Annotated in this window: 13 protein-coding genes; 8 read left to right on the forward strand and 5 right to left on the reverse strand. The window is 68.6% G+C overall.

Annotated elements, in window-relative coordinates:
* Both MCHLDSM_RS39090 and MCHLDSM_RS06350 read left to right on the forward strand, forming a co-directional pair.
* Nucleotides 1–671, forward strand: a 671-nt coding sequence (locus MCHLDSM_RS39090) for an acyltransferase family protein (protein ID WP_268781316.1), incomplete at both ends; no start/stop codon positions are given.
* 566 nt (nucleotides 672–1,237) lie between these two features.
* Nucleotides 1,238–2,473: a sensor domain-containing phosphodiesterase gene (locus tag MCHLDSM_RS06350; RefSeq protein WP_053082930.1), complete on the forward strand. Its 1,236-nt coding sequence runs from the start codon at nucleotides 1,238–1,240 to the stop codon at nucleotides 2,471–2,473.
* Between the two features lie 11 nt (nucleotides 2,474–2,484).
* Here MCHLDSM_RS06350 and MCHLDSM_RS06355 read toward each other — a convergent pair whose 3' ends face one another.
* Nucleotides 2,485–4,107: a sensor domain-containing diguanylate cyclase gene (locus MCHLDSM_RS06355; protein WP_048469396.1), complete on the reverse strand. Its 1,623-nt coding sequence runs from the start codon at nucleotides 4,105–4,107 to the stop codon at nucleotides 2,485–2,487.
* A 182-nt stretch (nucleotides 4,108–4,289) separates the two neighbouring features.
* Here MCHLDSM_RS06355 and MCHLDSM_RS06360 point away from each other — a divergent pair, with 182 nt between their 5' ends.
* From MCHLDSM_RS06360 to MCHLDSM_RS34940, 4 genes are read left to right on the forward strand one after another with little or no spacing between them, the layout of a single operon-like run.
* Nucleotides 4,290–5,450: a beta-ketoacyl synthase N-terminal-like domain-containing protein gene (locus MCHLDSM_RS06360; RefSeq protein ID WP_048469397.1), complete on the forward strand. Its 1,161-nt coding sequence runs from the start codon at nucleotides 4,290–4,292 to the stop codon at nucleotides 5,448–5,450.
* A gap of 35 nt (nucleotides 5,451–5,485) precedes the next feature.
* Nucleotides 5,486–6,373, forward strand: a complete 888-nt coding sequence (locus MCHLDSM_RS06365; RefSeq protein ID WP_048469398.1) for a sulfurtransferase — start codon at nucleotides 5,486–5,488, stop codon at nucleotides 6,371–6,373.
* A gap of 2 nt (nucleotides 6,374–6,375) precedes the next feature.
* Nucleotides 6,376–6,783, forward strand: a complete 408-nt coding sequence (locus MCHLDSM_RS06370) for a SufE family protein (RefSeq protein ID WP_174545960.1) — start codon at nucleotides 6,376–6,378, stop codon at nucleotides 6,781–6,783.
* 56 nt (nucleotides 6,784–6,839) lie between these two features.
* A complete protein-coding gene (locus tag MCHLDSM_RS34940; RefSeq protein ID WP_053082924.1) occupies nucleotides 6,840–8,396 on the forward strand; it encodes a sensor domain-containing diguanylate cyclase in 1,557 nt (518 codons plus the stop codon).
* Here MCHLDSM_RS34940 and MCHLDSM_RS06380 read toward each other — a convergent pair.
* Nucleotides 8,335–8,814, reverse strand: coding sequence for a nitroreductase family deazaflavin-dependent oxidoreductase (locus MCHLDSM_RS06380; RefSeq protein WP_060937700.1), 480 nt, complete (start codon nucleotides 8,812–8,814; stop codon nucleotides 8,335–8,337). The genes MCHLDSM_RS34940 and MCHLDSM_RS06380 overlap by 62 nt on opposite strands.
* A gap of 143 nt (nucleotides 8,815–8,957) precedes the next feature.
* Here MCHLDSM_RS06380 and MCHLDSM_RS06385 point away from each other — a divergent pair, with 143 nt between their 5' ends.
* Both MCHLDSM_RS06385 and MCHLDSM_RS06390 read left to right on the forward strand, forming a co-directional pair.
* The gene (locus MCHLDSM_RS06385; RefSeq protein WP_131722608.1) at nucleotides 8,958–9,248 is read left to right on the forward strand and encodes a hypothetical protein; all 291 of its coding nucleotides are present in this window, start codon (nucleotides 8,958–8,960) and stop codon (nucleotides 9,246–9,248) included.
* A 60-nt stretch (nucleotides 9,249–9,308) separates the two neighbouring features.
* On the forward strand, nucleotides 9,309–9,812 hold the full coding sequence (locus tag MCHLDSM_RS06390) for a hypothetical protein (protein ID WP_048469401.1): 504 nt from the start codon (nucleotides 9,309–9,311) through the stop codon (nucleotides 9,810–9,812).
* A 3-nt stretch (nucleotides 9,813–9,815) separates the two neighbouring features.
* On the opposite strand, the gene MCHLDSM_RS06395 is transcribed toward MCHLDSM_RS06390, so the two are convergent.
* From MCHLDSM_RS06395 to MCHLDSM_RS06405, 3 genes are read right to left on the reverse strand one after another with little or no spacing between them, the layout of a single operon-like run.
* Nucleotides 9,816–10,880, reverse strand: a complete 1,065-nt coding sequence (locus MCHLDSM_RS06395; protein ID WP_048469402.1) for an ABC transporter ATP-binding protein — start codon at nucleotides 10,878–10,880, stop codon at nucleotides 9,816–9,818.
* Nucleotides 10,881–10,884: 4 nt separating this feature from the next.
* Entirely contained in the window at nucleotides 10,885–11,748 is an 864-nt protein-coding gene (locus MCHLDSM_RS06400; protein ID WP_109788759.1) for a carbohydrate ABC transporter permease, read from the reverse strand.
* The gene (locus tag MCHLDSM_RS06405) at nucleotides 11,745–12,692 is read right to left on the reverse strand and encodes a carbohydrate ABC transporter permease (protein ID WP_082168771.1); all 948 of its coding nucleotides are present in this window, start codon (nucleotides 12,690–12,692) and stop codon (nucleotides 11,745–11,747) included. The genes MCHLDSM_RS06400 and MCHLDSM_RS06405 overlap by 4 nt, the downstream gene beginning before the upstream one ends.
* Nucleotides 12,693–12,695: the final 3 nt, after the last annotated feature.

The raw sequence follows: 12,695 nt of genomic DNA on the forward strand, positions 1-12,695 counted from the left end.
CAACTGGCACTTCGCCGCACGGGGCGCCGAACCCGGCTCCCCGCTCCAGCACTACTGGCCGCTGTCCATCGAGGAGCAGTTCTATCTGCTGTGGCCGCTGCTGATCCTCGCGGTCACCGCGCTCGTCGTCCGCCGCGCCTGGAGCCGCGACCGCTGGGTCGGCCTGATCGCCGCCACCAGCGGCCTGCTCACCGCCGCCTCCCTGGCCTGGGCCACCTACCAGACCGCGGTGTCCCCGCACAGCGCCTTCTACAACACCGTCGCCCGCGCCTGGGAACTCGGCGTCGGCGCGCTGCTCGCCACCGCCGTCGCCGTCCTCACCACCACCCCGGCCTGGTTGCGCCCGCTGCTGTCCTGGGCCGGGATCGCCCTCATCGCCGCCGGCCTGGTCCTCATCTCCCCCGACTCCGCCGGCTTCCCCGTGCCCTGGGCCCTGCTCCCCGTCGCCGGCACCGCACTGGTGATCGCCGCCGGCGTCGGCAGCGAACCGATGTTCCAACCCCTGCTGCGCAACCCGGCCGCCACCTATCTGGGCGACCTGTCCTACGCGCTCTACCTGGTGCACTGGCCGGTCATCGTCCTGCTCGGCACCGTGATGGACACCAGCGTCTACTTCTACGCCGGCGCGCTGGCCCTGTCCTTCGGCCTGGCCATCGCCTGCCACCACTTCCNGTCGAACCCGGGTTCACCACCGATTACCGTTTCGTCTGGGCGGTGCCCGCGGCCGACCTGGCCCGTCATCGTCCTGCTCGGCACCGTGATGGACACCAGCGTCTACTTCTACGCCGGCGCGCTGGCCCTGTCCTTCGGCCTGGCCATCGCCTGCCACCACTTCCTGGAAAACCCGCTGCGACACGGAAGTTGGGGCGCCGTCCAGCAGGCCCGCGAAGACATGCGGCACGGCCTCTACCACGTCGAGCGGTCCACCAAGATCGCCGCCGTCGCCGCACTGGTGCTGATCACCCTGTCCGTCATCACCTTTGCCGCCCGCCCCGACCGCTACGAACAGACCCACCCCGCCCTGCCCTGCTGCGGCCATCTCGANCGCACTGGTGCTGATCACCCTGTCCGTCATCACCTTTGCCGCCCGCCCCGACCGCTACGAACAGACCCACCCCGCCCTGCCCTGCTGCGGCCATCTCGAGTAACGACCACGCAACATCTCGGCGCGGGGTTTGCCCCAGCCCCCGTAAGGCTAGCTAGGGTGGACGTCAATCCCCCGAAAACAAGGCGAACAGTGACGGACCTCCTCGACGATGCCGCGTTGGGTAGTGGCCTGATTCCGAGCTTTCAACAGGTCGTGTCACTTCCCGGCGGGACCGTCGTCGGATACGAAGCACTGGCGCGGTGGCCCCAACTCGACGGGACCGGCCCGCTGCAGGTCTTTGCCCACGCCGCCCGCAGAGGCACGTTGGACGTGCTCGACCGGGAATGCATCCACCGCGCCGCCGACGCCGCACTGCGCGGCAACAGCACACCCGGAATGCTGCTGCTGATCAACTGCGAACCGTCGACGGAAGATCTGGACCTCGACGACGACGCCGTCGCCGAGGCGGCCGGCGCCTTCCACCTGATGTTCGAGCTCACCGAGCGCGGATTGCTGGACAACCCCCGCGCGCTGCTGCGCAAGTTGGACGCGCTGCGCGCACACGGCTTCATGATCGGTCTCGATGACATTGGCGCCCAACGTGATTCGCTGGCGCTGCTGGACATCATCGCCCCGGAGATCCTCAAACTGGACATGGGGCTGGTGCAGCACCAACCCGACGACGTCCAGGCGCGCACCGTCGCCGCGATCATCGGTCACCACGAACGGACCGGCGCGACCATTCTGGCCGAGGGCATCGAAACCGAACTGCACCTCGAACAGGCACTGGCCTACGGCGCCACCCTGGGCCAGGGTTACCTCTTCGGCCATCCCGGCGCGCTGACCACCGTGCCCGACGTCCGGGCGCTACCCTCGTGGACGTCACGCACGCCGGAGTCGACCAGCCCCTCGGTGTTCGAGCTGGCCACCCCGGGTCTGGTGCAGCGGACGGTGCGCAAGCAGACGCTGCACGAACTGTGCCGGCACATCGAACGTCTGGCCCTGACCGCCGACAGCACCCCGATGGTGTTGGCGACCGTGCAGCACGCGGGCAACTTCGGCGGCGCGACCCGCGACATGTACACGCAGATCGCGCAGCGCTCACCCCTGGTCGTGGTGTTCGGCGAGGGTGTTCCCGACGAACCCGAACCGGGCATTCGAGGTGTGGCCGTCACTCCCGACGATCCCCTGGCCACCGAATGGACCGTGCTGGTGCTCGGGCCCGACACCGCTGCGGCGCTGATCGCGCGCGAACAGCCCGGCGAGCACCCGCCGGTCCTTGACGGCGACCGGCGCTTCGAGTCGGTGATCACCTTCGACCGCACCCGCGTCGCGGCGGCGGCCCGCAGCCTCCTGAAACGTCTGCCCGACAGCGCCGCCGGTTAGCGGCGTCGACGTCACGCGAAAGACGTTCCCCGGCGCAGGATCTTGGCCTGGTACATCGCCGCGTCCGCGTCGCGCAGGATGTCCTCGACGTCGCGCTCGTCCGCGGCCGACAGCTCGGTGACCCCGATGCTGACACTGACCCTGCGAAGCCTGCCGCTGACATAGATCGGTTCCGCGAACTCGCCGTGCATACGCGCGGTGAGGCCTTCCAGCGCCGCGCGGTCCAGGCATCCGTACAGCAGCACCACGAACTCGTCGCCACTGAGCCGGCCCACGAAATCGCCGTCGCGCACGCTGTTGCGCAGCCGTCGCGCGGTTTCCCGCAGCGCACCGTCGCCGGCGTGATGGCCCAGATCGTCGTTGATGGCCTTGAGGTCGTCCAGATCGACGAACAACACCGCCGAAAGGTGCGGGGCACCCGGCTTCTCCGCCCGCGCGAGCCTCGCCTCGATCTGCGCGCGGTTGGGCAGCCCCGTCAGCGGATCATGGTGCGCCTGATAGGCAAGGTGGGCTTTGGCGTTGTGTTCTGCGGTGATGTCGGCGAACGAGACGAGTAGCGCGGAGTTCTCCGTGTCTGCTGGGTCCAGCAGACAGCAGTTGACCGACAGCCATGCGTGGGTGCCGTCCGCCCTCTCGACGCCCACGACCATGTTCTCCAGTGGGGCGTTGGCGAACATCAGCTTCACAGAACCCAGTTCGTTGTCGCCGATCTTGACGCCCCGGTAGTTGAAGACCGGAAACGTGAGCGCGCCGCTGGTGTAGTCGGCGACCAGACCCGCAGTGCCCAGCCGCAGGATGTGGCGGGCCGCCGGGTTGATCGACTGCGGTTTCCCGTGGCGGTCGAGCACGATGACTCCGTCGTGCAGGGACCGTACGACGGATTCGAAGTGGACCTCCGCGCGCCGCTGCGCCGTGTAATCCGAACACAGCACCACATAGCCGTCGTCCATCGCCGCGACCGACAGCCGGACGTTGACGGGAGACCCGTCCGCCGCGCGGTGCCTGGCGTGCACGACCCCGCCGCCGGCGACGATGTCCGCCAGGTCGACATCGCCGTCGACGGCTTCGACCAGCGGCAGGCCGAGCGCACGCTCCACCGGACGCCGGTACACCGCCGCCGCGGCCGAATTCCAGCTGGTGACGATGCCGTCCGCGGTCGTGGCGATGATCGCGTCACTGACGTGGTTGACCAACGCCGCCTGATAGCGCAGCGCCGCCTCGGCCGCCTTCTGCGCGGTCAGGTCGCGGAAGATGACCTGGTAGGCGGGTTCACCGTTCCAGGTGGTCAACACCGAGACCACCTCGACCTCCAACGGGCTGCCGTCGAGGCGCCGCAGGACGGCTTCGGAGGCCGGTGAGCTGTCGCCTTCGTCCGACAGAGCGAGGATGCGTTCCAGCATCGAGCCGATTGAGTCGGGATGGACGAAGTCGATGATCGGACGCCCCACCAATTGCTCGGCGCTGTCGGCGCCGAAACCCCGCACCCCCGCGGGATTGACGTAGACCACCCGACCGTCGGAATGCACGCACATCGGGTCCGGGCTCAGGTCGACCAGCCGACGGTAACGCTCCTCGGCCGTATCGACGTGGCGTCCGGAGTTGCCCTGTGTGCTCGATTCCGACGTTGTCCTCACACTCCCCCTGAGAAATGATTTGCTGCACAATCATATTCAGCAAATCTGACACTCCACTGCCACGAGTGCCTCGCTTCACAGTATGGCCGCGACCTGGCCTTTGGGCTAGTGATCTGCTTGCGAATGGGTGTTAATCGAGCTAGGGGCCCGCGGGGGCAACGCCACAACGAAGGGGAGATCACATGAACACTGCGCACATGGGCATCGCGGGAATCGGGGCTGTCACCGGCTACGGGTGGGGACGGCAAACATTGTGGAACGGGCTGGCGAGCGGAAAGCCGGCCGCGACGCTGTACCCGGGCTTCGGGCCCGGCGGGAACGACGACGCCTGGCTGTCCCGGATCAGCGACGACGGCGATCCGCGCGACGGTCTGAGCCGCTTCGGCCAGGCGCTGCGCGCCGCGGCACGCGAAGCCATCACCGACGCCCGCCGGCGCGGGTGGACACCCGGGCGCCGGGTGGGCCTGCTGCACGCGGTCGTGATCGCCGAGGTCGAGGGCTGGCGCAACTTCTACCTCAAGGACCACGCCACCCGGCGCGTCCGCGACTATCTCACACTGATGCCGTCGACCCCGGTGTCGATGTTGATGCAGGAGTACGGCTTTCACGGCCCGGCGATGAACGTGTCGGCGATGTGCGCGTCAGGCAACGCCGCGCTCATCACCGCCAAGATGTGGCTGGACGCGGGCATCGTCGACGACGTCGTGTTCGTCTCCACCGACCTGTCACTGACCCCGGAGAACGTCGAGCACTTCGTCCGGCTCGGCGTCGGTGTCGTCGACACCGATCCGCTGGACGCCTGCCGTCCGTTCCAGGAGGGCAGCCGCGGCTTCCCGGCCGGCGAGGCCGCCGTCGCGTTCGTGCTGTCCCGACGTAGCGACGCGCCCTACGTGCACGTGCTCGGCGGGGCGATGTCGCACGACGCCTTCCATCTCACCTCGGTCGATCCGTCCCGGACCGAGGTGGACCGCTGCGTGCTCGACGCGCTGGCGTCCTCCGGCGTCGACGCCGCCGACATCACCTACATGAACGCGCACGGACCCGGCACCCAGCAGTGCGACACCGTCGAGGCGGCGGTCCTCGACGAGGTGCTCGGCGGCACGGCCCACATCTATTCGGTCAAGCCGCTGACGGGGCACTGCCAGGGCGCCGCGGCCGCCGTCGAGGTCGCCGCGGCGGCGCTCGGCTACGGCCAGCAGCAGGTGCCCGCCCCGCCGACCGTCGCCCCCGGCCATCCCCGCCTGCTGGACGGACTCACGCCGATGCGGACGGGGCTGACGCTGAAGACCTCGCTGGGCATGGGAGGGCACAACGCGGCCGTCGTCCTCGCCCCTGTTGCGTGAGGAAGGCGTAGCCGCTCGCCGGTAGGCTGACTCCCGTGCCGCTACCGCCTGATCCCACGCCTGCTCTGCAGTCCTACGCCCACCCCGAACGGCTGGTCACGGCCGACTGGCTGTCGGGCAACCTCGGCCGGCCGGGCCTGGCCATCGTCGAGTCCGACGAGGACGTGCTGCTCTACGACACCGGCCACATCCCGGGAGCGGTGAAGATCGACTGGCACACCGACCTCAACGACCCGCACGTGCGCGACTACATCACCGGCGAGCAGTTCGCCGACCTGATGAACCGCAAGGGCATCTCCCGCGACGACACCGTCGTCATCTACGGCGACAAGAGCAACTGGTGGGCCGCCTACGCGCTGTGGGTGTTCACGCTGTTCGGCCACCCCGATGTGCGCCTGCTCGACGGCGGCCGCTCGCTGTGGATCAACGACGGCCGCGACACCACGCTCGACGTCCCGTCCAAGCAGACCACCGGCTACCCCGTCGTCGAACGCAACGACGCCCCGATCCGCGCGTTCAAGGACGACGTCCTCGCCGCGCTGGGCAAGGAACCGCTGATCGACGTCCGCTCCCCGCAGGAGTACACCGGCGAGCGCACCCACATGCCGGACTACCCCGAAGAGGGCGCGCTGCGCGGTGGCCACATCCCGACCGCCGTGTCGGTGCCGTGGGCCAAGGCCGCGCAGGACAACGGAAAGTTCCGCAGCCGCGCCGAACTCGACGAGCTGTACGGCTTCCTCCAGCCCGATGTGAACACCATCGCCTACTGCCGCATCGGCGAACGGTCCAGCCACACCTGGTTCGTGCTGACCCATCTGCTCGGCCGCGAGAACGTCCGCAACTACGACGGCTCGTGGACCGAGTGGGGCAACGCGGTGCGGGTGCCCGTCGCTGTCGGGGAAGAGCCGGGCGAGGCGCCGTGAGCATGCCGGCCGCGCTGGCCGAGGTGGTCTCCGACTTTCAGGAGGTCGAAGGCCAGGACAAGCTCGCGATGCTGCTGGAGTTCGCCAACGAGTTACCGCCGCTGCCTTCGGATTTGGAGGAGGCGGCAATGGAACCGGTACCCGAGTGCCAGTCCCCCCTGTTCCTCCACGTCGACGCCGGCGACCGTGAGCACGTGCGGCTGCACTTCAGCGCGCCGGCCGAAGCTCCCACCACCCGCGGGTTCGCCGCGATCCTGGCGGCCGGCCTGGACGGGCAGTCGGCCGACGACATCCTCGCCGTGCCCGACGACTTCTACACCGACCTCGGGCTGGGCGCGCTGATCAGCCCGCTGCGCTTGCGCGGCATGTCGGCGATGCTGACCCGGATCAAACGCCGGCTCCAAGGCTGAGCGACGCACTACGCTGGACTCCTACGGGTGTGCCGACGTCTCGAGGGGGTCTTCCGATGACACCGGGCGCATTGCCGATCGACGGGCAGCCGCAGCTTGCCGCCGATGACCAACCACCGCACTTCTCCGAAGCCGACTATGTGCGGGGGATGACGCGGCTGACCGACGTCATCCAGGAATTGTCGCTGTCACGGACCGCGAGCGAGGTGCAACGGATCGTCGCCTCCACCGCGCGGGAGGTACTCGGCTGCGACGGGGCCACGGTCGTGATCCGGGACCGTGACATGTGCTTCTATGCCGACGAGGACGCGGTCACGCCGCTGTGGAAGGGCAGGCGCTTCCCTATGGAGGCGTGCGTCAGCGGATGGGTGATGGTGCACAAGCAACCCGCGGTGATTCCCGACATCTACGCCGACGAGCGCGTCCCCCATGACGCCTACCGTCCGACCTTCGTGAAGAGCCTGGCCATGGTGCCGATCCGCCGGCGGGATCCCGTCGGCGCCCTCGGCGCGTACTGGGCGCAGCGTCGGCGCCCCACTCAGCACGAGCTGGCCCTGTTGCAGGCGCTGGCCGACGTGACCTCGGTGGCGATGGAGAACGTCCAGGTGCACGCGGTGCTCGAGCAGCAGATCGGAGAACGCCCGACATCGATCGACGTCGCGATGCCGTCCGCCGCCGCGCCGGGGGGCCTCGACGCGACCTTCGCGGCGGCCTTCGCGAACGCCCCGATCGGCATGGCCGTCATCGGGCTCGACGGAAGCTTTCACAAGGTCAACCGGGAGTTCTGCCGCATCGCCGGGTACCAGCCCGAGGACCTGACCAGACTGACGTTCCAGGACATCACCCATCCGGATGACCTCGATATCGACCTCGCCGAGGCGTCGCGACTCCTCGCCGGCGAGATCGCCAGCTACCAGATGGACAAGCGGTACTACTCCAGGGACGGACACGTCGTCTGGGTGCGGCTCTCCGTCTTCCTGGTCCACGACGACTCCGGCGAGCCGCAAGCATTCATCTCCCACATCGAGGACATCTCCGCGCGCCGCCGCGATGAGGAACAGCTGCGACGGCAGGCGACGCTCGACACCCTCACGGGCGTCTACAACCGCAACAGGTTCGAGGAGGAGCTGCGGCGTTACAAGGTGCGGGCAAGCCGGCACTCGAACGTCGACGAGGCAGCCGTGTTCATGATCGACCTCGATGGTCTCAAGCAGGTCAACGATCAACACGGTCACGGCGCGGGTGACGCCTACCTGAGGAACGTCGCCGACATCATCAGCCGGCGACTGCGTCTGTCCGACGTTCTCGCCCGGATCGGTGGCGACGAGTTCGCCGTGCTGCTTCCTCGGACGACTCCGGCGCAGGCCCAACAGATGGCGCAGACATTGGTGGAGCGCGTCGAGGCTCTGTCTCCGGGCACCATCTGCATCGGTATCGCCATGCTCACGCCGGATGCCATCGACGAAGCCCTCGAGCGCGCCGACCGGGCCATGTACCGCGCCAAACGTCAGGGCGGAAGCCACTGGTGCGGGCCGGAGCCGGCTCCAGTGATCAGCGAGGAGTCAACACGATCACCGGGATCTCCCGCGTCGTCCGCTTCTGGTATTCGGTGAAGTAGGGGTACATCTCGACCAGCCGCCGCCACAGGTCCGGCCTCTCCTCGTCGGTGGCGAGTGCCGCGTCGACGCGGATCGTCTCCCCGTTGACGTCCAGGGTTGCTGTCGGATTCGCCTGCAGGTTGCGCCACCACACCGGGTCGGTGTCGCTGCCCGAATACGCCGCGGCGATGACGAAGCGGTCGCCCTCCTTGATGTAGATGACGGGCACCGTGCGCGGCTTGCCGGTCTTGCGGCCGGTGACGGTCAGCAGCATCGTCGGGTACTTGTGGTTCTGCGCGCGGCCCCCGGTGAGCCGGTAGGCGACGGCGTGCAGCGTGCTGAACGTCCGGGTGACGGGCCGCATCGCCGGACGGCGCAGTACGTCGCTGAGGGCGTTGAAGACCCGCGCTGCCGGGGACTGCATGGAGGACATCAGGGAAGTCTCCCGCACACGGCCGGCAAACACCGGCTCCGGGGATAGCCCGTACAGAACAGCAGTCACTCCGGTAACGTCTGGCGCTCGGGGGACGACGCACTGAGCAAACACCTATCAAGGGGGGCACGTTGACCATGTCGATGACCAAGCGATCGGCGCTGACGCTCGTCGCACTGGCCGCAGCCATGACTGCGGGCGCCCTGAGCTTCGGCAGCGCACTGGCCAAGGCCGACGACATCAAGCCCAGCCCATGGGTGAAGAGCCCGCAGGCCGGCGACGTCCGCCGCGACTCCACCCAGGGCGAGGTGCGCGACGGGTACATCCTGGCCCCCGCCGGCGGGGCCATCCGCCAGTCCCCGGTCGCGACGCCCGGCACCACGGCCGGCGGCTTCAAGGGTGTGCGCGTCGGCCCCGGCATCGGCGGCTGGTGAACGCATGACCGTTGTCCCGAACGCTGACTGACGGGACGTTCCTGCGCGTACGCTCCCGCCATGCAGAAGCTGCTCCAGTCCCTGAGCGAAGCCGACTTCCAGGTCGTCCGCGCGACAGAACCCCGGCAGATGGCCGACCTGGACGAGGACGACCTGCTCGAGTTGCACGCTCGCGTGCGCCGCGCCCGCAACAAGCACGTCGGGAAGTACCGCCGCGCCGGAGCCGTGAAAGTCGGCACCAAGGGATCACGGGCCGCGGCCAAAGAAGCCAACGACCGCAACGCCGATCGCGCTGAGATCTTCGAGGACGCACTGAGCCGGGTCAGCAGACAACTCGCCCAGGTCGCACGGCGCAGCGCCGTCGAACTCAAGGCCGAACGCCTCGCCCGCGCCCAACAGACGCCCGCACCGAGCACCCCGACCCCACGTGAGCGCGGCAAGGTCCGCGCGAGCAGGGCACCCCGGTCAGATGACACGCGGGCCAACCCTGGACGCAAGAAACGCGACGCGGCATCGACGGCAGCGGGCGCCCGACGACAAGCCAAGCGCGACAGTCGCTCCTGACCGTCAGCGCACCGCGTCCCCCGTCTCGGCGTCGAACAGATAGGTCCGCTCCGGCGGCACCAGCAGCCCGACCGGCGTGCCGGCCTCGAGCGCCGTCCCGGGCGGCGCCTGCGCGATCACCCGCGTCGGATCCGGCGTGTCGACCAGCGCCGTCATCAGCACGTGGCTGCCCAGCGGTTCGACGAAATCCACCCGGGCCGGCACCGCGCCGTCCGCCTGGGCGCCGCCCAGCTGTAGATGCTCCGGCCGCACCCCGACCGTGACCGGGCCGTCCGGGCACGGCACCGCGTGCAGCTCCGCCCCGCCGAGATGCAGTGCACCCGAACGGACCACGCCCGGCAGCAGGTTCATCGGCGGGCTGCCCATGAATGCGGCGACGAAGGTGTTGGCCGGCCGGTGGTAGACGTCGTCGGTGCTGCCGATCTGCTGCACCTCGCCGCCGGCCATCACGCACAGCCGGTCGCCCAGCGTCATCGCCTCCACCTGATCGTGCGTGACGTACACCGACGTGACCGGCACCTCGCGGTGCAGCCGCTTCAGGTCGCCGCGAACCTGGTTGCGCAGCTTGGCATCCAGATTCGACAGCGGCTCGTCGAGCAGGAAGGCCTGCGGATCACGCACCAGCGCGCGGCCCATCGCGACCCGCTGGCGCTGCCCGCCGGAGAGCTGACCGGGCTTGCGGTCCAGCAGCTCCCCGATCTGCAGCAGCTCGGCCGTCTCCCGCACGCGGCGCTCGATCTCCGCCCGCGGGGTCTTACGCTGCTTCAGCCCGTAGGCCAGGTTGCGGTACACGGTCATGTGCGGATACAGCGCGTAGTTCTGGAACACCATCGCGATGTCGCGCTGCCCCGGCCCCAGCGTGTTGACCACCTGCCCGCCGATGCGGATCTCCCCCGCCGTGGGCTTGTCCAGCCCGGCCAGCAGCCGCAGCGCGGTGCTCTTGCCGCACCCGGACGGACCCACCAGGATCAGGAACTCGCCGTCACCCACGGTCAGGTTCAGCCCGTTGAGCGCGGTGACGCCACCCGGATACGTCCGGGACACCTCACGGAATTCGACTTCTGCCAACGCCCTACCCCTTGATCCCGGTACTGGCCACGGACTGCACGAAATACCGCTGCGCGATGACGAACACCAGCAACATCGGCAGCAGGCTCATCACGTTGGCCGCCATCAGCAGCGGCCACTGCACATGATGCGCGCCCTGGAAATAGCTCAGCCCCAACGGGATCGTCATCTGATCCTGCGAGGTGATGACGATCAGCGGCCACAGGAAGTCGTTCCACGACGTCAGCACCGTCAACGCGGCCAGCGTCGACATCGCCGGAAGCGACAGCGGCAGCACGATCTTGAACAACACCCCGAGCCGGGAGGTGCCGTCGACGCGGGCGGCCTCCTCGAGTTCCACCGGCACCGTCTGGAAGAACTGGCGCAGGAAGAAGATCCCGAACGCGGTCGCCAGGTTGGGCAGCATCAGCGCGCCGATGTGGTCGATGCCCAGGCCCTCCCACACGTTGTCGCCGAACCACTTCACGATCAGGAACACCGGGATCATCGTCACCTGGAACGGCACCATCAGCGTCGCCATCAACGTGACGAACAGCGCGCCGCGCCCCAGGAAGCGGATGCGCGCGAACGCATATCCCGCGAGGCTGCACACCACCAGGTTGCTGACGAGCACCACCGCGGTCACCGTCAGGCTGTTGAGGAAGAAGTGCCCGAACGGCGCCTGCGCCCACGCCTCGGTGTAATTCGCGAACCGGGGCTTGGCCGGAAACAGCACCGGCGGGAAGTGATTGGCCTCCCCCTCGGTCTCCAGCGAGGTGATCAGCATCCACAGCAGCGGCACGAGCAGCAGGAAGCTCAGCGGGATCAGCACCAGATGCCAGGGGCTGAACGGCAGCCGCCGGCGCGTCGTCGCCGTCATCGTCGTCATGGGTGGTGCGCATATCTGCGGGCGAGCCGGAACTGCACCGCGGTGACGATCAGGATGACGACGAACAGCGCGTAGGCCATCGCCGCGGCGTAACCGGCATCGAAGTGCACGAACGCCTGATCCCACAGGTAGTAGACGATCACCGTGGTGGCCCGCAGCGGGCCGCCGCGGGTGGTGGCGTACACCTCGTCGAACAACTGCAGCGCGTTGATGGTCAGCCACACCAGCAGGAACAGGTTCGCCGGACCCAGCAGCGGCACGGTGATGGTGCGGAACCGGGTGAATGGCTTCGCCCCGTCGATCGCCGCCGCCTCGTGCAGTTCAGGCGGAACACCCTGCAGCGCAGCCAGATACACGATCACCGAGAAGCCGGTCCAGCCCCAGATCGTCATCGCGACGATCACGAAGATGGCCTGCGACGGCGACGCCAGGAACGGTTGCGACGGCACCCCGACCGCGTTCAGCGCGGCATTGACCAGACCGTAGTCCCGGTCGGTCAGCCACAGGAAGATGATGCCCTGCGAGATCGTCGACACCGCCATGGTGATGTAGGCGGCGGTCCGGTACACCGAGATGAACCGCACCGACCGGTTCAGCGCCGCCGCGGCCAGCAGGCCGACGATCATCGTGCCCGGCACGAACAGCGCGGTGTAGATGATCGTGTGCTTGATCGCGTCGAGGAACACCGGATCGTCGGCCATCTTGCGGTAGTTGTCCCACCCCACCCACGGCGTCTCCGGGGTGAGCAGATCCGACTTCTGGAACGACAGCTGCAGCGACATCAGCACCGGCAGCAGACCGAAGATCCCGATCAGCACCACCGCCGGGGTGACCAGCGCCCAGCCCGTCACCCCGTCGGTGCCGTGCGAGCGCCACCTACGCCGCGGCGGGGTGGACGCTGTGCGGTGCGGCGCTCCGGTGTCGGAGACGTCGGCGATCAGCATCGG

This window comes from Mycolicibacterium chlorophenolicum, from assembly GCF_001044235.1.
Classification (GTDB): domain Bacteria; phylum Actinomycetota; class Actinomycetes; order Mycobacteriales; family Mycobacteriaceae; genus Mycobacterium; species Mycobacterium chlorophenolicum.